Here is an 18,910-nt window from a genome sequence, read left to right as displayed (position 1 = left end):
GAGGTTCCCGGCCTCGTGAAAAAAATGTGTTCAATAAGTTTACAATAGCAGCAATTCCCCGGAATCACCGACACTTACGTATCGACTCATACAATTTATTTGTTCCAGACACAAAAACGCCCCCGGGAAACCGGAGGCGTTTTTTCAATCCTCAGCTGTCTGTCCGGACCAACTTCAGATTCTGGTCATGCGCAAAGGAGACTTTTCAGTGGTCGTCGGGGTTTTCGTAGCCGGTGATCATCGGTTTGATGTGACTGGTCAGGGTCTTGCCCATGGTGACCATATAGACGTGACCAATAATGAACACCATCATCGCGAAGGCCGCCCCCGTATGCACCAGGGCCACGGTTTCCAGCTCCATGGCGCCAGCGACGGTTTCCGGCCAGTCGTTGTAGAACAGGTACAACAGCCCGGAGACCCAGATCACCGGCGTAATACCCAGTTTGAAAAACAGGTAAGCCAGGCGTTGCAAAGGATTGTGCTTGGCCTTGGTGGTTTTCTTGTAGGGGTGCTCGGCGCCGGTAAACGTGCCGATCAGGTAATAATGAATGACGGCAAACAGGCCATTTCGGGTGGGAATGTACTGTCGCCACTCGCCGGTGGTGAAGTGCCAGAAAATGGCAAACACCCACAACACGATCAGCGCCCAGGCCGCCAGCGTGTGCACCTGCACGGCGGTACTGAATTTCAACGAATCCAGCGTGCCGTGAATATTGAAACCGGTGAACAGCAGCACGAAGATCAGCAGAGCCTGAGTCCAGTGCCAGAAGCGCTCGAAACGTTTGAAAATCATTTCACGGCTCATTTTGCGCTCCTCCCACGAAAGATCACCCGGGCGATGGCGTGCAGCAAGACGGCAAACAGCGTGGCCGCCACCAGGAACCAACCAATCCGGTCAAGCCAGACATTGCGGTCGTGGCCCGGCATGTAGATACCGCCAATGCCCGCCAGCCGACTGTCAGACTGGTGGCAGGAGCCGCAGCGCACCGCGTCATCCGCTGGAGCCACCATGTGGGTAATCGGCCAGTGCATGGTGGTTTCTATGAAGCTGAACTCGCCACTGTAGGGCCGGCCGGACAGATCACTGGCCGCCTGCAGGGCTTTCTCCCAGCTGAAGTTGCTCCATAGGGAGGTGTCATCGGCACCGAACACGTGGGTGGCCAGCAGGGTTTGCAGTTCGGTATCAAACGGCTGCTTGCCGCGCATGATCTTGAACGGCCAGATGCGTGAGTCCGGATCGTCCGCACTGCCCTGAATGTCATTGATGGGCACCGGCGGATTGTCGATATCCAGCGGCTCGCCGGCCAGGGTGTATTCCACGGTGCCGTTAAACCAGGCGTACTCGGGCACCACGTTCTCGCCGTGGCGGAAATCCCCTTTCTCGCTCAGGTAGCTGGGGTCACCGTTTTCATCCAGTTCCTTGATCGGATTGCCGTCTTCATCCAGCCGGCCGGCGGTGGACCAGTCCCACCAGGTTTTGGTCGCCACGCCACCCCGGGCGAACGCCGGAATATGGCAGCTCTGGCACGCGAGCTTGTCCACGTGGTCGTTAATCTTGGTTTCTTCGTGGGGCTCCATGCCATGGCAGGATTCGCAGCTGGCGCGGCTCAGATCAGTATGGCCCGGCACATCAATACCCAGCTCGTCACGGGCGTTGACCTGATACCGGCTACCGGTCACTTCGTGTCCCGAGGTGGTGTGGCAATCGGAACAGGCGAAATCCAGGCCCTCCGGTGACATATGAACATCCACATGCTTGGGCGGGTCCACCAAAGATGAGTCCAGGTCGCCATGCTTCACTCCGTCGGCGCCACCACCGTAGAAGTGGCAACTGCCGCAGTTTTGCCGGTCACTGGCGCCGACATTCTGGGCAATGTTGGCCAGATCCGGTGGCTGTACCATCTTGCCACTGCCTTTCGGCCATTCCCGGGGTTCGTAAGTGGGGTGGCCGGCCAGGGTAGGAAACTTCCAGTACTCGCCGGTGGTGTCGTGGCACACCAGACAGTCCACCGCGTTGTCCGCCTCGGGCGGCGGCTCGTTCATGTCTTCCCAGCCATAGCCCACGTGGCAGGAGGTACAACGGGGCTCGTTAGTGACGGTCATGCCACAGAAACTGTTGATCACCTTACTCTTGCCCAGGGTCTGGCCGGTTTCCTCATGCTCGTACAACCAGGTCCAGTGAGTGGTACCCCGCACCTGCTCACCCGCCTCCGTGTGGCACTCCAGACAAGCCGCTGTGACATCTTCAGCGCGCTCGAACGGCCCCTGCAGGGCCTTGAATTTACTATGGTCCGCAGTTGGCGGGGAACGGTCTGCCGCCGCTGACACCAGGCCTGAAAAGCCCATCAGCAGCAAACCACATACAAAGGTTATTGCAGCTCGTTTATCCATGGCCCTCACCAACCTTCGCAAATACTTGGAATATGCTTATTCCAAGTGTAGCTTACAAAACGTTGTCATTAAGACTTTGGCACCTGCGACCTTCTGTCACACCCTTACTACCTGCTTCCCCAGCCTCAAGAGTGACTTAGTCACTGAACTTTCACCCCACGCTCCCTAATCTGAAAACCGTCAGAACAAACCCAAGGCAGGAGTAAGACGTTATGATCAAAAGCATGAAACTGTTCGCGCTGGCACTGGTGGTTGCACTTGCCCCCATGCACGCCATGGCCGACAACCACAAGGAAAAGAAAGCCGACAAAGGCAACCAGGTGGACGAGGTACTGGTGATCCTTTCCAGCGACTCACTGCAAACCCAGGGCATGGCCATGGTGCTGTCCAATACCATGGCGGAGAAGGGTGCCAAAGTGAACGTACTGCTGTGTGACGCAGCCGGCGACCTGGCCCTGAAATCCTATTCCGGCGACGCCCTGGCCCCGAAAGATGTGACTCCGGGGCAGATGATGCGCGGTCTGATGAAAGCCGGTGGTAGCGTTAAGGTTTGCGCCCTGTACCTGCCAAACAGCGAGTACAGCAAAAACGATCTGGTTGACGGTGTTGGCGTTGCCATGCCGCCGGAGATGGCCGGCCAGATGCTCGACCGCAAGATGCGCACCTTCACTTTCTAAACCGGTGTCGCATTAAATGGCAGTATCCGCGCCAGCCTTTCGGGGCTGGCGTTTTTCATTCGGTTCCTGACAGTTGAGGCGTGTAATGAACCCCGCAGAAACCTCCCGCTTGCAGCACTTTCCGATCTCCTGGTTTGCCATGGTGATGGGGCTGGCCGGACTGACCATCGCCCTGCACCGGGCCGAAACCCTGTTTGGCCTGCCGGTACCGGCCAGCTCCGCGACCCTGGTTGTCACTATCGCGGTGTTTTTATCCCTGGCACTGCTTTATACCCTCAAGGCTGTGCGACACCCCTGTGCGGTCAAGGCTGAGTTCAGCCACCCGATCAAGCTCAACTTCTTTCCCACCATTTCCATCGGGCTGATCCTGATCAGCATTGCCTTGCTGCCGCACCACAGGCTGTTGTCGCTTATGGTTTGGGCCACGGGCACAGGCCTGCATCTGCTTTTCACGCTCTACGTACTGTCGGCGTGGATTCACCATACCCACTTTGAAATCAACCATATGAATCCGGCCTGGTTCATTCCCATCGTGGGTAACATTCTGGTGCCCATTGCCGGCGTGCAGCATGGCTTTGCCGAACTGGGCTGGTTCTTTTTCAGTATCGGGCTGGTGTTCTGGCTGGTGCTGCTGACCATCATTTTCTACCGGATGTTCTTCCACCAGCCGCTGCCGGGCAAACTGCTGCCCACCCTGTTCATCCTGATTGCGCCGCCGGGCGTGGGATTTGTGTCCTGGCTGCAGCTGAACGGCGAAGTGGATGCCTTTGCCCGCATTCTCTATTACAGCGCCCTGTTCCTGACGCTGATGCTGCTGACCCAGGTGCCACGGTTTGTAAAACTGCAGTTTTTCCTGTCCTGGTGGGCTTATTCGTTCCCCATGGCCGCCATCACCATTGCCACTCTGGGCATGTACGAGGCGCTGGATCTGGCCTTTTTCAAATGGTTGGGCGGTGCACTGCTGGTGCTTCTGGTGGTGCTAATCGCAGGACTGGTGGCGAGAACAGCCATAGCCGTAAGCCGGTGGGAAATCTGCATCGAGGAATAAAAACGGTCATAAAAAAAGCGCCTGTCCGCAAACAGGCGCTTTCTGGTTTCCGAAACCGGCCTTACGGACGGTAGATTTTTTCAGGATTGGCCTTGGTTGACCACGGCAGACCGGAATTCTGCCAGCCATTTTTCACCCGGAAGCCTTTCTTCTCGCCTTCTTTGACGGTACCACCCTGAAAGCCGTTGTCCACGTACTTCACGTTGGTGAAACCACGCTCAAGCAGATAATCGGCACTGGGCTTTCCACGGGCCGAACCGGAGCGGCACATGGTGACGATCAGCGCATCCCGGTCCAGGCCCTTTTCCTCCAGAGCCTCATCCACCTGGCTGACAAAATTTTCGTTGATGTTCATGGTGAACACGCCTTTCTCGTCGTTCCACTCATGACGGTCAACCAGTTGGAAAGGAATGTTGCGGTCCACCGAATCGGTAAAGCCGATGAACATAATTTCCACCGGATCACGAACGTCGATGAACAGCATGTCATCACCCTGCGCCTGAGTCATTTCATAGACTTCTTCAGGCGTCAGAGACAGGGCTTCTTCGGCCTGGGCCGAGGTTACAAGGCCAAACACAAACAACGCTGACAACAATAACACTCTCATCATTCTCTCCTGCGCTACATGAACTTCACACCAAGAATAACCTTATAACCCGTGGTTTTGCCAGTCAGGAGCAGGGAGCAAACAGCGGCCAAATGCCACACCCGGCCCCAAAAGCGTGGTCCCGGGAACAAACTTGACAGACGTCAATTCCATCGCCATCTACGCTGAAATTCACGTGAAGAACCTGAACATTTTGTTAATGTCATCAATAAGAGAGAGCAAGCCCTTCTCATAAGGAGAAAGCGATATGACCAAACACCCCCTGATCAAGGCACTGGCGCTGAGCCTGACCGTGGCCGCCGGCCCGGCCATGGCCGACGAGCTGATGGAACGCGCCAACAGCAACTTCGAGCCAATCCCCAAGTATCCACCTGTCATTGATGGCAATGAGCTGACCCAGGCCAAAGTCGAGCTGGGCAAGATGCTGTTCTTTGAACCGCGCCTGTCTTCCAGTCACCTGATCAGCTGTAACACCTGCCACAACGTCGGCCTCGGTGGCGACGACGAACTGCCCACCTCTATCGGTCACGGCTGGCAGAAGGGTCCGCGTAATTCCCCGACCGTTTTCAACGCCGTGTTTAACGCCGCCCAGTTCTGGGATGGCCGTGCGGCTGACCTGGCCGAACAGGCCAAGGGGCCGGTTCAGGCCGGCGTGGAAATGAGCAGCACTCCGGCGCGTGTGGAAGAAACGCTGAAAAGCATGCCCGAGTATATCGAGCGCTTTGAAAATGCTTTCCCGACTTCCGAGGAGCCGGTCACTTTCGACAACATGGCAACCGCCATCGAAGCCTACGAGGCGACCCTGATCACCCCGGATGCACCTTTTGACCGCTACCTGCGCGGTGATGAAGACGCACTTAACGACAAGCAGAAAGAAGGTCTGGCGCTGTTCATGGACCGTGGTTGTACCGCCTGTCACAGTGGTGTGAACCTGGGTGGCCAGGATTACTACCCGTTTGGCCTGGTATCCCGCCCGGGTGGCGAGATTCTGCCCGAGGGTGACAAAGGCCGTTTCGCGGTAACCGAAACCGCCTCTGATGAGTACGTGTTCCGCGCCGCTCCACTGCGGAATATCGAACTCACGGCGCCTTACTTCCACTCTGGCGCGGTCTGGAGCCTGGAAGAGGCGGTTGCGGTTATGGGTACCGCCCAGTTGGGCACCGAACTGGATGATGAAGAGGTTCAGTCCATTGTGGCTTTCCTGAAGTCCCTGACTGGTGAAGTGCCGGAAGTGACCTACCCGCAGTTGCCGCCAAGCACCGCCAAGACACCGAAGCCGGTCGACATGGTGCCGTAACCGGTTAAACATGGCCTCTTGAGGCAACGGTCAGTATCAAGGGCGCATCGAGAGGTGCGCCCTTTTTTATCGTGTATTTACCGCATACCAACCGACAGCCCGACGCTTGCCTAAGGCCGTGAAACAAGGCTATCGTTGGCTTTTATCCAAAGCAGACGAGGTACCATGAACCCGACCATCGAGCTTTTGAAATCCCACCGATCCATCCGCAAGTTCAAAGACCAGCCTCTGCCGGATGGTCTGCTGGAAACCCTGATCAGCGCCGGCCAGTGTGCCGCCACCTCCAATCAGGTTCAGGCCTATACGGTCATCCGTGTCACCAACACGGAAAACCGGGAAACCCTGGCGGAACTGGCTGGAGGTCAGCCCTGGATCAAGGCTGCGTCGGAATTTCTGGTGTTCTGTGCCGACATGAAGCGCGCAACCGAAGCCGCCGAGCGTGCCGGCGCCGACGTCGTCCGTGGCATGACCGAGCAGCTGCTGGTCGCCAGTATCGATGCGGCCCTGATGGCCCAGAATGTGGCGGTGGCTGCGGAGTCGGAAAAGCTGGGCATCTGCTACATTGGCGGGCTGCGCAACAACCCCGAGCAGGTCAGCGAACTGCTCAGGTTGCCGGAACACGTGTACCCGGTTTTCGGCATGTGCATCGGCTATCCGGACCACGACCCGCAGGTCAAACCCCGCCTGCCGGTGGAAACCATTCTCAAACAGGATTACTACGACGACAGCCAGGACCAGGCCCAGGTAGACGCATTCGACGACACCATGCACCAGTACTATCTGGAAAGGACAGGCGGCAAAAAGGACAGCAACTGGTCCGAGGAACTCAAGCCGCTGTTTACCGACAAGCTGCGCCCCCACATGAAGGAATTCCTGGAGAAGCGCGGCTTCGGGGTGAAATAAAGGGTGACGTAAAAGCCCCTACCGGTCTTCAAGGATGAGGACCACCAACTCCTTCGGCCCGTGGGCACCGTAGGCCAGCACCTGCTCGATATCGGCGGTTTTCGACGGGCCGGACACCAGTAACAGGTTGGTGGGCATGCCCGCCGACCAGTTCTGCTTCTGCATCATTGTGTACAGGTTGTCCTCAATCTCACTGGCGTTCAGCAGGGCAATATGCAGCGGCGGCAACAGGCTCATCAGCCGCGGCTCGTGCCTGTCCGGCCAGAGCGCCAGGGAACCGGTGGCGGCAATTCCGCCGACGGTGCTGGTCACGCTGGCCTGCACCCGCCAGAACAGCTCTTCCTTCCAGTCGTCCACCGGCCGATCGTAGGCCAACAACTCAGGTTTTGCGCCCGCCTGCTGCCAGTAGTTGACCAGCACCTGCCCATGGGCCGTGCCCGGCGCGTACAACAGGTTGTTCAGCCCCCGTTCCTGCAAGAGCGCCAGCACCTTCTCCGGCCACTGCGCCGCAGGCAGTTGATGCACCTCGGTCTGCACCGCTTCCATCAGCGAGCGCAAACGCGTGATCCGATCTTCCGGCGCGTACTGCCAGGGGCGGGTGACCAGGCCCTCATCAAACTCGTCCGGCCGAGGCGTGGTGCCGGCCAGCCCCGCCCTGAGTTTGTTCAAGATATTGCTGCGAGCGCTCATGACTGGCCTCCGGTGTGTTGACTCTCAGCTCTGGCAAGGTGCGCTTTTGCCAGATCGTGCAGCGAGCGCCGGGCGGGCACTGGCGCGGTGTGGTTTTCGGTCCATGGGCCAAGGTTTTTCGGTGTCAGCTTGCCGAACCGGGTCGCGCCCCAGAGAAACAGCCGATAGAGGCCCGGCCGGGTATTCAGGGTTCTCCAGAAACGCCAGACCGCGCGCTCCCTGGCGGAATACTTGGCACCGCCGTCTTTGACTTTCGGCTGCTCGGCCGGGCTTTTGACATTTTCCTGCCGTAGCCGCTGCAACAGCTCCGGAATGGGAATCTTGACCGGGCACACGTCCCCGCACGCACCGCACAAGGAGGAGGCACTGGGGTGATCCGGCACCTGCTTAAGCCCGACCATGTGGGGCGTGACAATTTTACCAATCGGCCCGGGATAGACCTCGCCATAGGTGTGGCCACCCACTCGGGTGTACACAGGGCAGTGGTTCATGCAGGCACCGCAACGGATGCAGTTGAGGGTCTGGCGCATCTGGGCGTCGGCGAAGGCGCCGGTGCGGCCGTTGTCCAGCAGCACCAGATGAACTTCTTCGGGGCCATCCAGCTCGTCGGGTTTGCGCGGGCCAGAGATCATATTCACATAGGTGGTGATGGGCTGGCCCAGAGCTGAGCGAGTCAGCAGGGAAACCAGCGGCACTACATCCCGCAGGTTCTCCACCACTTTTTCAATGCCGGTGACCGCCACATGCACGGGCGGCGCGGTGGTGCTCATGCGCCCGTTACCCTCATTCTCCACCAGCAGCAGGGTGCCCGTTTCGGCGATGGCAAAGTTCACGCCGGACACACCAACATCCGCTTCCATGAATTTCTGGCGCAGGGTTTCCCGGCCGATACGGATCAGCTTGTTCACATCGTCGGTTTCTTCCACGCCCAGTTTGTCGTGGAACAGCTTCGAGACCTGGTACCGGTTCTTGTGGATGGCCGGCATGATGATGTGCGAGGGCTTCTCACCGTCCAGCTGAACAATGTATTCGCCCATGTCCGACTCCAGGCACTCGATGTCCCGCTCGGCCAGGTAATCGTTCATCTCCATTTCTTCGCTGACCATGGACTTGCCCTTGACCACCTGCGAGCCCTGTTTGGACTCAATAATCGAGTGAACAATCCGGTTCGCTTCTGCCGTGGTTTCCGCCCAGTGGACGTTGACACCATTTTCCGTGAGCTTCGCCTCCAGCTGCTCCAGCAAATCCGGCAAACGGGACAGGGCACGGGCCTTGATGCGGTTGCCCAGCTCCCTCAGGCCCTCGCGCTCTTCTTCGTCCGGGAAGGCGTCCGCGCGTTTTTGCATGAGCGAATCCATGGCCACGCGGAAGTTGGTACGTAGCTGATCGTCCGCCAGTGCTTCTTTGGCGCGGCCGCGAAAAGTATCGCTTAACTCGGTAACCGGAATACGCTGGTTCATGATCGCACCTCCCCGCTGACCCGCTCCCACAGGAAACTGGCCAGGTGCCGGCCCCGGAAAGCCTGTTTCTGTTTGGCCAGCGAGCCGTTAATGTTCAGCAGACAGCCACCATCGGCGGTGACCATTTCCGCCGCGCCGGATTCTCTAAGCGAACGGGTTTTGTCCAGTACCATGGCGCCGGAAACTTCCGGCATGCGCACGGAAAAGGTACCACCAAAACCGCAGCATTCACTTTCATGGTCATGATCCAGGCGCTCGACGTTATCCAGCCCCGCCAGCAGCTCACGGGCGTGGAGGTGGGTGTTCATTTCCCGCCGGGCGGAACAGGAGGTGTGTAACGCAATTTGCGTGGGGGGACCCAGGTCCTGCCATTGCACCTTGCACACGTGCAGCAGAAACTCCGTCAACTCAAACGTACGCTCAGCCAGGCTTTCAACCCGCTTGAGGGTGTCCGGCTCGTCGGCGAACACTTCCCGGTAATGCTGGCGAAACATGCCCGCGCAGGATCCGGAAGGCACAACAACCGGCAAGCCGTTATCCAGCAATGCCAGTTGTGCCCGGGCCACCTCCAGGGCTTCGTCCACATAGCCCGAGGTCCAGGCCGGCTGGCCGCAGCAGGATTGCGCCTGAGGGTAATGAACCTTCAGGCCTTCCCGCTCCAGCAACCGGATGGCATCCAGACCGGCTTCCGGGAAAAAAAGATCCATCACACAGGTGCCGAACAGGATGACTTCCGCCGGCTTGTCCGGATAGTGGCGCGGTTTCGGCCTCTCCGGAGCCACGCGGGTGGCGTTCGGAGCAGCGTCGTAGAAAAGATCCGTCATTAACAGGGTCTCCGGGCCTGAGCCTCTTTAATTGGTAAGACCAATTTACACGAAAACTAAGTGAACGATATTTGACCATGCCCTGAGTGTCAAATTTGCCGCTCAGGCATTCAACTATAGCTCAGTCAATTTGGCCTGACGCACACCAGCCGGTAGACTGTATTGGTAAGACCAATTCCAGTCACTCAGCCGGAAGCAGCACCATGCCCATCGGACAGATTGCCCCCAAACGCCTGGCAGACACCATTGTGGAACAACTGGAAACCATGATTCTGGAGGGCACCCTGCAGCCAGGCCAGAAACTGCCCCCGGAACGGACACTGGCCGAGCAGTTCGGCGTGTCCCGGCCATCCTTGCGTGAAGCCGTAAAGCGGCTGGTCGCCAAGGGTTTGCTGGTCAGTCGCCAGGGGGGCGGCAACTTCGTCACCGAAAAACTGGGCACCAGTTTCAGCGACCCGCTGGTGCAATTACTCCAAAGCCACCCGGAAGCCCACCGGGACCTGCTGGAATTCCGACGCACGCTGGAGGCCGACTGCGCCTATTACGCAGCCCTCAGGGCGACCGATGTCGACAGGGAACGGCTGGCGCAGGCCTGGGCGGAGCTGGCAAGCTGCTATCAGAACCCGCCGGAGAACACCATCGAGCGGGAAGCCGCGGCGGATGCCGGCTTCCACCTCGCCATTGCCGAAGCCAGCCACAATGCGGTGTTACTGCACACCATGCGCAACCTTTTCCATATGCTCAAACACAACATTGTTACCAGCATCGGCGGGCTCTATGCGCGGGAAAATGACACTCGCCAGGGCCTCCTGGCACAGCACCAACGGCTGTTTCAGGCCATAATGGAAGGGCAGGCCGAACAGGCCCGGGGCATTGCCGGCGATCACATTGCCTTTGTCCAAAGCGCCATTTCGCAACACAGCGAAGAGGAAACCCGCAAGCAGCGGGCCCTGCGTCGAAAAAGCCGTTATTAAGCGGCCGGCAGTTTTTCCCAGACCGTCAGTTCGGAAAAACTGTGCTGGAACTTGTTGCGTGTCTCGCGAATCACGAACGGCAGGCTGCGGGGTTCAGCCATCAACTGGAAGCGGCCGGCCAGGGCATCCTGCAGGCCATCCAGGGTGGTGTATTGTTCGCCGTCTTTCTCGAACCCGCCCAGCCATTCGCTTCTTGGGGTATAGTCTTCCAGCCAGGTGTAGGGCGAGGCGATCACCAGCAGTCCCAGGTCGTTGATTCGATGATAAATATCATCGAGAAACTTTGCCGGCTTATACAACCGGTCAATGAGGTTGCCGGCCACCACCAGGTCGTAACCGGCCAGATCCGGCGCCAGGTCGCAGGCATCACCCTGGTGAAAAGCCACTTTATTGGTGTAAGGCTGCAGCCCCAAGGCGGCCAGCGACCGCGCGTGATAACTCACCAGCTCCCCCTCCTCGGGGCGGGCATAACGGGCTTCGCCCAGACGAATCACTTCCCTGCATTTATCAATAAAGCGGTGCGAAAAATCCACGCCGTCCACGTGATCAAACTGCCGCGCCAGCTCCAGCGTGGTGCGACCACAGGCACAACCGATGTCCAGGGCGCGGCGTGTCGGGCGACCATCCAGCACGGCCATGGCGGCATCCGCTAATTCCTTTGGGAAGTTGCCCTCGCCATGCCAGGTCTCGCCGAAATGAAATTCCAGGTATTGCGCCAGCGTGGTGTTGTTTTCGTAATAGTCCGTGCTCGACACGCCTGTTCCTCCCAATACGTATTTATGCTCCGAGAATAACGCTTCATCCTTGAAAGAAACACCCGTCACCGCCACATTCAACCCGGTATCGATGAACTGTCAGGAGCCCTATGTCTAACCAACCCGACTACTCCCTGCTCGAACTCGCATCTGTGCGGGAGGGGGATTCCGTAGCCAACACCCTCGCTAACAGCGTGAGCTACGCCCAACATGCTGAACAGCTTGGATTCAAACGTTTCTGGCTGGCGGAACACCACAATATGGAGGGTATTTCCAGCGCTGCCACCTCCGTGTTGATCGGCCATATCGCCGGTAAAACAGACACGCTGCGCGTGGGTTCCGGCGGTATCATGCTGCCCAACCATCCGCCGCTGGTCATTGCCGAGCAATTCGGCACCCTGGAGTGCCTGTATCCCGGCCGCATTGATCTTGGCCTGGGTCGCGCACCCGGTACCGATCCGGTCACCGCCAGGGCACTGCGCCGTGACGGCCTGAGTGCCGAGCAGTTTCCCGACGATGTAGCCCGGCTTCAGGCCTTGCTTGGCCCCTTGCAACCGGGCCAGCCGGTGAAGGCGATTCCCGGGGCCGGCACACAGGTTCCGATCTGGCTACTGGGCTCTAGCCTGTTCAGCGCTCAACTGGCGGCCATGCGTGGTTTGCCGTACGCCTTTGCCGGCCATTTCGCGCCCCGCCTGTACCGGGAAGCCCTGAAAACCTATCGGGATAACTTCCGGCCTTCCGATCAACTGGCCGAGCCCTATGCAATGCTGGCCTTACCGGCCGTTCCAGCAGAGAGCCGGGAGCACGCCGGGTTTCTGGCGACCACCAGCTACCAACGCATTCTTGCCCTGTTCCGGGGCCAGCCTTTGTGGATGAAGCCACCAGTGGCGTCAATGGACGGTCTGTGGGGTCGCGGAGAAGAAGCCGGCGTGAAGGATTTTCTCGGTTTGCAGATCAGCGGTAACGCAAAGGACCTCGCCGAACAGCTGCAGCAACGGCTGGCGGATATTCACGTTAACGAGCTTATGTTCACCGTTGACATTTACGACCCGGAAGAACGCAGGCAGGCTCTGGACATTCTGGCGGAAACCCGCCAGCTCTTGCAGCAATCCTGACTCATTACTAAAAAATTAAAGCTCAGAAACAATTGATATATGTCATCCGTTTTTCGTGCGCTGTCGAACTGATTTGTTAGGGTCTGGCTGGGACCCCTGCCCACGACCATAAAAAAAGCACTTCAACAGGGCAAAATCCAGAAGTTCAACGTGATGAGATGAGAGAGGATTCACCAATGAGCGAGATTAACAAGAGTCGAAGAGTTTTCCTGCGCACCGCTGCACTGGGTGCCGCCGCTGTACCGATGGCCCGCTTTGTGGTGCCGAGCGCACACGCCGCCAAGCCACACGCTGAAGACGGCCACGCACTGAATTATGTCAATGACGCGACCACCTCCAGCCACGACAAATACCAGGACGGTCAGAAGTGCCAGAACTGTGTCTTCTGGGCCAAGGACGCCAAAGATGGCTGGGGCACCTGTCGTCATCCGAAGTTTGCCGACGTTCTTGTCAACGAGAACGGCTGGTGTAACAGCTACGCACCGGGCGCCTGACCAACGCGTCTGCGGGCGGCCGAGCCCCGGCCGCCTTTGCGGACTCCATTCCCCTCGAAAGCACCTCCACTCCCCGATTTTCTGCAGAGCCCGGAATCAATAAAACCGGTTTTTCATGGACTTGCCATACACCTTCATGCACCGGCCGGGTCTGACTCATTTTCCCGATTTCCTTGCGAAAACCCCGTTGTTTTGCCAATCTAAAAAAACGTGACAGTCGCTTAACTAGAAAAAACAGCGGAGAAAACGCAATGAGCAGCACAACGAAATTCAAGAAACTGGGCATTGTCTCGGCCCTGGCATTCGCCGGTCTGACGGCCGCAAACTCGGTCAACGCCGCCAACTGGCGCTATGCCCACGAGGAATACGAAGGCGATGTACAAGACGTGTATGCCTACGCGTTCAAGGAATACATCGAAGACAATTCCGATCACACCCTGCAGGTTTACCGTTTTGGCGAACTGGGCGAATCCGATGACATCATGGAACAGACCCAGGCCGGCATCCTGAACTTCGTGAACCAGTCTCCAGGCTTCACAGGCTCCCTGATTCCGGAAGCACAAATCTTCTTCATTCCGTATCTCATGCCCACCGACATGGACATGGTGATCGAATTCTTCCGCGAGTCCGAAGCCATCAACGAAGACTTCCCGGAACTGTACGCCGAGAAAGGTCTTGAGCTGCTGCAGATGTATCCGGAAGGCGAGATGGTGGTTACCGTTGACGAGCCGGTCACCTCACCGGAAGGTTTCAACAACAAGAAGATCCGGGTCATGACCAACCCGCTGTTGTCTGAGACCTACTCGGCGTTCGGCGCAACCCCGACTCCCCTGCCGTGGGGCGAGGTGTACGGTGCGCTGCAGACCAACATGATCCAGGGTCAGGAAAACCCGATCTTCTGGATCGAATCCGGCGGTCTGTATGAAGTATCCCCGCACCTGGTGTTCACTGGCCATGGCTGGTTCACTACCGCCATGATGGCTAACCAGGATTTCTACAACGGCCTGTCTGACGAAGACAAACAGCTGGTGCAGGACGCCGCTGACTACGCTTTTGAAGAGATCATCGTGCACATCGACGGTCTGGCTGACGAGGCACTGGAGAAGATTACCGAAGCCAGTGACGAGGTCACCGTTACCCGTCTGAACGATGAACAGATCGAAGCCTTCAAGGCCCGTGCGCCGCAGGTGGAAGAGAAGTTCATCGAAATGACTGGTGAGCGCGGCAGAGAGCTGCTGAACCAGTTCAAGGAAGATCTGCAGGAAGTGCAGAACGACTAACCCTGAAGGAACCAACGGAACCGGGCCACAGCGTCCGGTTCCGTTTCCGCTTTAACCCCGCCCCGCCGGGGAATCTTCCCGCCGGGAGCGACATGTTCTGGAGCAGAATCCATGTCCGAGAATTCCCCGGAAATCGAAGACGATACCGGTCATTATGAATCCGGCCTGCCCGGGTTTCTGGGTACCCTTGACGAATGGATCGCCAAATTCGAGGCGGTTCTGTTGGCCCTCGGGGTCATCCTCATGGCCGTCAATACCTGCGTTAACGTGATTGCCCGCTTTGTCTTTGGTGAGGGGCTGTTCTTTTCCGGGGAGATCAACCGGATTCTGATTATCCTGATCACCTTTGCCGGCATTGGTTATGCCGCGCGCCACGGTCGCCACATCCGCATGTCGGCGGTCTACGATGCTTTACCGACCACCGGCCGCCGGGTGCTGATGATCATCATTGCCCTGTTCACCTCGGCCGTGATGTTTTTCCTGTGCTATCACTCTTTCGATTACATCCAGACACTCTATAGCCGGGGGCGTATACTGCCGGCCCTGGGTTTCGAAATCTGGTGGATCTATATCTGGGCTCCGGTTGGTTTTGCCATCACCGGCATCCAGTACCTGCTGACCGCGATCAAAAACCTGACCAGCAAAGACGTGTATCTGTCGACCGGGGTGGTGGACGGTTACGCCGACACCGAATCCGAAGTCTGATGCAGCCTGAACCACGAGGATAATCACATGGCAACTTGGATGATGATCATCATGATCGGGCTGCTGCTTCTGGGCTTCCCGATGATGATTCCGCTGGCCACCGCTGCGGTGTTCGGCTTCTTTATGATGTTTGACGGCTTCGGCCAGATGGGCACATTCATTCAGCAGATGATGGGTGGCATCCGGCCGGCGTCGTTGATTGCGGTGCCCATGTTCATTCTGGCCGCCGATATCATGACCCGCGGCCAGTCGGCGGACCGGCTGATCAACATGGTCATGGCTTTTATTGGCCACATCAAAGGCGGTCTGGCCATCAGTACCGCCACTTCCTGTACCCTGTTCGGTGCTGTGTCCGGTTCCACCCAGGCCACGGTAGTGGCGGTGGGCTCCCCCCTGCGCCCGAAAATGCTCAAGGCCGGCTACTCGGACCCGTTCACTCTGGCACTGATCATTAACGCCAGTGACATTGCCTTCCTGATTCCGCCCAGTATCGGCATGATTATCTACGGGGTTATTTCCGAAACCTCCATTGCCGAGCTGTTCATCGCCGGTATTGGCCCGGGCATCATGATTCTGATCATGTTCTCCATCTACTGCCTGATCTACGCCTACCGCAACAATGTGCCCACCGAGGAGAGGGCCACCTGGAAACAACGGGCTTTGTCGGTGCGGGATGCGTCCTGGCCGCTGATGTTCCCGGTGATTATTGTAGGCGGGATCTACGGCGGCATTTTCAGCCCCACCGAAGCGGCTGCAGTATGCGTGCTCTACGCGTTCCTGCTGGAATTCGTGGTGTTCCGGTCGCTCAAGCTCAAGGATGTGTACAGGATTGCCAAATCCACGGGCCTGATCACCGCCGTGGTGTTCATCCTGGTGGCGGTCGGCAACGGCTTCTCCTGGATCATCTCCTTTGCCCAGATTCCGCAGGCCATCATGGAAGCGGTGGGCGTGAACGAAGCGGGCCCAACCGGCGTACTGATCGCCATTTGCGTATCCTTCTTCATTGCCTGCATGTTCGTGGACCCGATCGTGGTGATCCTGGTGCTGACCCCGATTTTTGCGCCGGCCATTGCCTCCACTGGCCTGGACCCGGTACTGGTGGGTGTGCTGATCACTCTGCAGGTGGCCATCGGTTCGGCGACACCGCCGTTTGGTTGTGACATTTTCACAGCCATTGCCATCTTCAAGCGCCCCTACATGGAAGTGATCCGTGGTACGCCGCCGTTTATTTTCATGCTGGTAGGCGCGGCGGCCTTGCTGATCATCTTCCCGGACATCGCCCTGTTCCTGCGGGACGTGGCCTTCAGGGATTAAATCCTCGCCAACTGACGAACTGATAAAAGGAGATAGGCATGTTCAAACGTATTCTGGTGGCGGTGGATGGGTCCAAGACCTCATTAAAAGCCCTGGACAAGGCCATTGATCTGCAGAAGCTGATTCCCGAGGCAGAGATACTCATTCTCTGTGTCTACAAGCACCACAGCCTGTTCGAAGCGTCACTGTCCATCGGACGGCCGGATGACATGGACATCCCCGACAAGGTGTTGTCGGAATACGCCAAGGGGGTGGTCAATCACGCCAAGGAGCTGGCCGCCGACCACGGCGCCACCAAGGTGCGCGGGTTTGTGAAAGCAGGCCGACCATCCAAGGTGATCGTCAAGTTTGCCCAGGACAAACAGGCCGACCTGATTGTGGTTGGCACCAAGGGCACCAACAGCGACAAAGACGGTATGTTCCTGGGCAGTGTGTCGCATCGGGTGGCTTCCCACGCCAAGTGTCCGGTACTGGTCGTCTGATTCGACCTTTCTCCCATTCCTGCTCCCTCCGGGCGGCGTCCATTCGCCGCCTGGCAATCACGGATTTCCGCAAGTTGCCGTTCATTTCACCGTGATAGACTCCCCCGCCAGAACTTGACGCTCGTTTCCACGACACGAGCGATTCAAGTGACACGCTCAATTCACACGGCAAAAGGCGGCGGTGCATGACTGCGATTGTCGATTTTCTCAATTCCATTCTCTGGGGCTACGTGCTCGTCTATGGCCTGCTGGCGGTGGGCGTCTTCTTCACCATTCGCCTGGGCCTTCTGCAATTCATCAATTTCGGTGAAATGATCCGGGCCATTCGCGGTTCCCGGGAAAGCGATGTGCACGGCATCTCGCCGTTCCAGGCGCTGTGTACCAGCCTGGCCTCCCGGGTGGGTACCGGCAACCTGGCAGGCGTGGCCGTGGCCCTGTACCTGGGCGGCGCCGGCGCCATCTTCTGGATGTGGATGGTGGCACTGGTGGGTATGGCCACCGGCTATGCGGAAAGTACACTGGCGCAGCTCTATAAAGTGCGTGACGGCAAGGGCCAGTACCGGGGCGGCCCGGCGGTCTATATTGCCAAGGGTCTGAATGCCCCCTGGGCCGCTGCCATTTTCGCGATTTGCCTGATCATTTCTTTCGGCCTGGTGTTCAACGCCGTTCAGGCCAACTCCATTGCCGACGCCATGGAAGGCGCCTTTGGTGCCCCCAAACTGGGCGTGGGCATCGTCATCGCCGTATTCGCCGGCGTGGTCATCTTCGGTGGATTGCGCAGTATTGTCCGGTTTGCCGAGTTTGTCGTGCCGTTCATGGCCGGGGCCTACGTCCTGCTGGCACTGGGCGTGATGGCCATGAACATCACCGAGGTACCCGGCATTCTGGCGCTGATCGTGAAAAGTGCTTTCGGGCTGGAAGAAGCCGCCGGCGGGGCGGCCGGCTCGGTCACCGCAGCCATGCTGAACGGCATCAAGCGCGGCCTGTTTTCCAACGAGGCCGGCATGGGCTCGGCCCCCAACATTGCCGCCACGGCCACCCCGGCACCACACCATCCGTCCTCCCAGGGGCTGGTGCAGGGCTTTGGTGTGTTCATCGACACCATTGTGGTCTGTACCGCCACGGCCGTGATGATTCTGCTGTCAGGCGCACTGGAGCCCGGCTCGGGCGTCACCGGCACTCAACTGACCCAGGAAGCCATGGAAGTCCACCTCGGGGAATTCGGCGGCTATTTCATTGCCATTGCCATCCTGTTCTTCGCCTTTACCTCCATCGTCGCCAACTACACCTATGCCGAGAACGCGCTGGTGTACCTGAAGGGTGGCAACACCCTGGGGCTGACCCTGTTGCGCCTGGCTGCGCTGGGCATGGTGGTCTGGGGCGGTTACGAGGCCGTGGTAACCGTGTTCAATGCCGCCGATGCCTCGATGGGTCTGATGGCGACCATTAACCTGGTGGCCATCGTGCTTCTGTCCGGCACGGTGGTTAAGCTCACCCGGGATTATCTGGCCCAGCGCAAGGAAGGCAAAGTGCCCCATTTCAAATCCGAGCACTACCCGGAGTTGCACGAAAAAATCGACAGCGACATCTGGCACTGACGATTCTGCGGCACTGTCAAACCAACTAAAAAGGCCACGCGGTGCAACCGGGTGGCCTTTTTTATGGTTCACGGCTTATTCGTGGGTGATGCCGTGGCGCTCGAAGATTTCATACACTTCCCGGGCCTCGCCCGGTGGTAGCATCACACGGATCGTCTGCTCCTGCTCATCGATGTAAATCAGATCCTGGGGAATTTCACTGCCAATCAGGTCTTCCCGGGTGTTCCGGGCCTGATCCATATTCTTGAACTTGCCATTGATTGCATTCGCCATCGTCCATCTCCTTGTTCAAGGTT

The 18,910-nt window shown here is 58.3% G+C and carries 20 protein-coding genes; 12 read left to right on the top strand and 8 right to left on the bottom strand.

Annotated elements, in window-relative coordinates:
* Positions 1 to 205 precede the first annotated feature (205 nt).
* Positions 206 to 805, bottom strand: a complete 600-nt coding sequence (locus tag BMZ63_RS05620) for a cytochrome b/b6 domain-containing protein (RefSeq protein WP_091702832.1) — start codon at positions 803 to 805, stop codon at positions 206 to 208.
* On the bottom strand, positions 802 to 2,391 hold the full coding sequence (locus BMZ63_RS05615) for a tetrathionate reductase family octaheme c-type cytochrome (RefSeq protein WP_091702829.1): 1,590 nt from the start codon (positions 2,389 to 2,391) through the stop codon (positions 802 to 804). The genes BMZ63_RS05620 and BMZ63_RS05615 overlap by 4 nt, the downstream gene beginning before the upstream one ends.
* 212 nt (positions 2,392 to 2,603) lie before the next feature.
* Between BMZ63_RS05615 and BMZ63_RS05610 the strand changes: the two genes are divergently transcribed.
* Positions 2,604 to 3,068 (top strand): DsrE family protein, encoded by a 465-nt coding sequence (locus tag BMZ63_RS05610; protein WP_091702827.1) that lies wholly within the window; start codon positions 2,604 to 2,606, stop codon positions 3,066 to 3,068.
* Between the two features lie 85 nt (positions 3,069 to 3,153).
* Positions 3,154 to 4,116 carry an SLAC1 anion channel family protein gene (locus tag BMZ63_RS05605; RefSeq protein ID WP_091702824.1) on the top strand — a complete coding sequence of 321 codons (963 nt, stop codon included), beginning with the start codon at positions 3,154 to 3,156 and terminating at the stop codon, positions 4,114 to 4,116.
* Positions 4,117 to 4,177: 61 nt separating this feature from the next.
* Here the strand turns inward: BMZ63_RS05605 and BMZ63_RS05600 are convergent, their stop codons facing one another.
* Positions 4,178 to 4,723, bottom strand: a complete 546-nt coding sequence (locus tag BMZ63_RS05600; protein ID WP_091702821.1) for a rhodanese-like domain-containing protein — start codon at positions 4,721 to 4,723, stop codon at positions 4,178 to 4,180.
* 247 nt (positions 4,724 to 4,970) lie between these two features.
* On the opposite strand from BMZ63_RS05600, the gene BMZ63_RS05595 reads away from it, so the two are divergent.
* Positions 4,971 to 6,020 (top strand): cytochrome-c peroxidase, encoded by a 1,050-nt coding sequence (locus BMZ63_RS05595; RefSeq protein WP_091702819.1) that lies wholly within the window; start codon positions 4,971 to 4,973, stop codon positions 6,018 to 6,020.
* A 165-nt stretch (positions 6,021 to 6,185) separates the two neighbouring features.
* Entirely contained in the window at positions 6,186 to 6,923 is a 738-nt protein-coding gene (gene nfsA / locus BMZ63_RS05590) for an oxygen-insensitive NADPH nitroreductase (protein WP_091702816.1), read from the top strand.
* Positions 6,924 to 6,941: 18 nt separating this feature from the next.
* Here nfsA and BMZ63_RS05585 read toward each other — a convergent pair whose 3' ends face one another.
* The 3 genes from BMZ63_RS05585 to BMZ63_RS05575 are packed head-to-tail and all read right to left on the bottom strand — an operon-like array spanning position 6,942 to position 9,897.
* Positions 6,942 to 7,613: a LutC/YkgG family protein gene (locus BMZ63_RS05585; protein WP_091702813.1), complete on the bottom strand. Its 672-nt coding sequence runs from the start codon at positions 7,611 to 7,613 to the stop codon at positions 6,942 to 6,944.
* Positions 7,610 to 9,073: a LutB/LldF family L-lactate oxidation iron-sulfur protein gene (locus tag BMZ63_RS05580; protein ID WP_091702810.1), complete on the bottom strand. Its 1,464-nt coding sequence runs from the start codon at positions 9,071 to 9,073 to the stop codon at positions 7,610 to 7,612. The genes BMZ63_RS05585 and BMZ63_RS05580 overlap by 4 nt, the downstream gene beginning before the upstream one ends.
* Positions 9,070 to 9,897 (bottom strand): (Fe-S)-binding protein, encoded by an 828-nt coding sequence (locus BMZ63_RS05575; protein ID WP_091702807.1) that lies wholly within the window; start codon positions 9,895 to 9,897, stop codon positions 9,070 to 9,072. Before BMZ63_RS05575 ends, BMZ63_RS05580 begins: the two co-directional genes overlap by 4 nt.
* A gap of 203 nt (positions 9,898 to 10,100) precedes the next feature.
* On the opposite strand from BMZ63_RS05575, the gene BMZ63_RS05570 reads away from it, so the two are divergent.
* A complete protein-coding gene (locus tag BMZ63_RS05570) occupies positions 10,101 to 10,871 on the top strand; it encodes a GntR family transcriptional regulator (protein WP_091702805.1) in 771 nt (256 codons plus the stop codon).
* Here BMZ63_RS05570 and BMZ63_RS05565 read toward each other — a convergent pair.
* Complete coding sequence (locus BMZ63_RS05565; protein ID WP_091702802.1) at positions 10,868 to 11,626, bottom strand: putative 4-mercaptohistidine N1-methyltransferase; 759 nt, start codon at positions 11,624 to 11,626, stop codon at positions 10,868 to 10,870. The two genes, BMZ63_RS05570 and BMZ63_RS05565, sit on opposite strands and share 4 nt — an antisense overlap.
* A gap of 110 nt (positions 11,627 to 11,736) precedes the next feature.
* On the opposite strand from BMZ63_RS05565, the gene BMZ63_RS05560 reads away from it, so the two are divergent.
* From BMZ63_RS05560 to BMZ63_RS05530, 7 genes are all read left to right on the top strand, one after another.
* Positions 11,737 to 12,741: an LLM class flavin-dependent oxidoreductase gene (locus BMZ63_RS05560; protein ID WP_091702799.1), complete on the top strand. Its 1,005-nt coding sequence runs from the start codon at positions 11,737 to 11,739 to the stop codon at positions 12,739 to 12,741.
* 176 nt (positions 12,742 to 12,917) lie between these two features.
* Positions 12,918 to 13,235 carry a high-potential iron-sulfur protein gene (locus BMZ63_RS05555; RefSeq protein ID WP_091702796.1) on the top strand — a complete coding sequence of 106 codons (318 nt, stop codon included), beginning with the start codon at positions 12,918 to 12,920 and terminating at the stop codon, positions 13,233 to 13,235.
* Positions 13,236 to 13,486: 251 nt separating this feature from the next.
* Entirely contained in the window at positions 13,487 to 14,515 is a 1,029-nt protein-coding gene (locus BMZ63_RS05550) for a TRAP transporter substrate-binding protein (protein ID WP_091702793.1), read from the top strand.
* 111 nt (positions 14,516 to 14,626) lie between these two features.
* Positions 14,627 to 15,220: a TRAP transporter small permease gene (locus BMZ63_RS05545; protein WP_091702790.1), complete on the top strand. Its 594-nt coding sequence runs from the start codon at positions 14,627 to 14,629 to the stop codon at positions 15,218 to 15,220.
* A 27-nt stretch (positions 15,221 to 15,247) separates the two neighbouring features.
* Entirely contained in the window at positions 15,248 to 16,534 is a 1,287-nt protein-coding gene (locus tag BMZ63_RS05540; protein ID WP_091702786.1) for a TRAP transporter large permease, read from the top strand.
* Between the two features lie 38 nt (positions 16,535 to 16,572).
* A complete protein-coding gene (locus BMZ63_RS05535; protein WP_091702783.1) occupies positions 16,573 to 17,016 on the top strand; it encodes a universal stress protein in 444 nt (147 codons plus the stop codon).
* A 185-nt stretch (positions 17,017 to 17,201) separates the two neighbouring features.
* Complete coding sequence (locus tag BMZ63_RS05530) at positions 17,202 to 18,614, top strand: alanine/glycine:cation symporter family protein (protein WP_091702780.1); 1,413 nt, start codon at positions 17,202 to 17,204, stop codon at positions 18,612 to 18,614.
* 75 nt (positions 18,615 to 18,689) lie between these two features.
* Here BMZ63_RS05530 and BMZ63_RS05525 read toward each other — a convergent pair whose 3' ends face one another.
* Positions 18,690 to 18,887 (bottom strand): hypothetical protein, encoded by a 198-nt coding sequence (locus BMZ63_RS05525; protein WP_091702778.1) that lies wholly within the window; start codon positions 18,885 to 18,887, stop codon positions 18,690 to 18,692.
* Positions 18,888 to 18,910 lie beyond the last annotated feature (23 nt).

Source organism: Marinobacter persicus, assembly GCF_900114155.1.
GTDB lineage: Bacteria > Pseudomonadota > Gammaproteobacteria > Pseudomonadales > Oleiphilaceae > Marinobacter > Marinobacter persicus.
Note: the sequence above shows the minus strand (reverse complement) of the source record. Positions and strands in the feature narration are given on the sequence as shown.

Bases quoted from the DNA above. Each gene is read 5' to 3' on its own strand.
- BMZ63_RS05620 (WP_091702832.1), bottom strand. From the start codon at position 805: ATGAGCCGTGAAATGATTTTCAAACGTTTCGAGCGCTTCTGGCACTGG.
- BMZ63_RS05615 (WP_091702829.1), bottom strand. From the start codon at position 2,391: ATGGATAAACGAGCTGCAATAACCTTTGTATGTGGTTTGCTGCTGATG.
- BMZ63_RS05610 (WP_091702827.1), top strand. From the start codon at position 2,604: ATGATCAAAAGCATGAAACTGTTCGCGCTGGCACTGGTGGTTGCACTT.
- BMZ63_RS05605 (WP_091702824.1), top strand. From the start codon at position 3,154: ATGAACCCCGCAGAAACCTCCCGCTTGCAGCACTTTCCGATCTCCTGG.
- BMZ63_RS05600 (WP_091702821.1), bottom strand. From the start codon at position 4,723: ATGAGAGTGTTATTGTTGTCAGCGTTGTTTGTGTTTGGCCTTGTAACC.
- BMZ63_RS05595 (WP_091702819.1), top strand. From the start codon at position 4,971: ATGACCAAACACCCCCTGATCAAGGCACTGGCGCTGAGCCTGACCGTG.
- nfsA (WP_091702816.1), top strand. From the start codon at position 6,186: ATGAACCCGACCATCGAGCTTTTGAAATCCCACCGATCCATCCGCAAG.
- BMZ63_RS05585 (WP_091702813.1), bottom strand. From the start codon at position 7,613: ATGAGCGCTCGCAGCAATATCTTGAACAAACTCAGGGCGGGGCTGGCC.
- BMZ63_RS05580 (WP_091702810.1), bottom strand. From the start codon at position 9,073: ATGAACCAGCGTATTCCGGTTACCGAGTTAAGCGATACTTTTCGCGGC.
- BMZ63_RS05575 (WP_091702807.1), bottom strand. From the start codon at position 9,897: ATGACGGATCTTTTCTACGACGCTGCTCCGAACGCCACCCGCGTGGCT.
- BMZ63_RS05570 (WP_091702805.1), top strand. From the start codon at position 10,101: ATGCCCATCGGACAGATTGCCCCCAAACGCCTGGCAGACACCATTGTG.
- BMZ63_RS05560 (WP_091702799.1), top strand. From the start codon at position 11,737: ATGTCTAACCAACCCGACTACTCCCTGCTCGAACTCGCATCTGTGCGG.
- BMZ63_RS05555 (WP_091702796.1), top strand. From the start codon at position 12,918: ATGAGCGAGATTAACAAGAGTCGAAGAGTTTTCCTGCGCACCGCTGCA.
- BMZ63_RS05550 (WP_091702793.1), top strand. From the start codon at position 13,487: ATGAGCAGCACAACGAAATTCAAGAAACTGGGCATTGTCTCGGCCCTG.
- BMZ63_RS05545 (WP_091702790.1), top strand. From the start codon at position 14,627: ATGTCCGAGAATTCCCCGGAAATCGAAGACGATACCGGTCATTATGAA.
- BMZ63_RS05540 (WP_091702786.1), top strand. From the start codon at position 15,248: ATGGCAACTTGGATGATGATCATCATGATCGGGCTGCTGCTTCTGGGC.
- BMZ63_RS05535 (WP_091702783.1), top strand. From the start codon at position 16,573: ATGTTCAAACGTATTCTGGTGGCGGTGGATGGGTCCAAGACCTCATTA.
- BMZ63_RS05530 (WP_091702780.1), top strand. From the start codon at position 17,202: ATGACTGCGATTGTCGATTTTCTCAATTCCATTCTCTGGGGCTACGTG.
- BMZ63_RS05525 (WP_091702778.1), bottom strand. From the start codon at position 18,887: ATGGCGAATGCAATCAATGGCAAGTTCAAGAATATGGATCAGGCCCGG.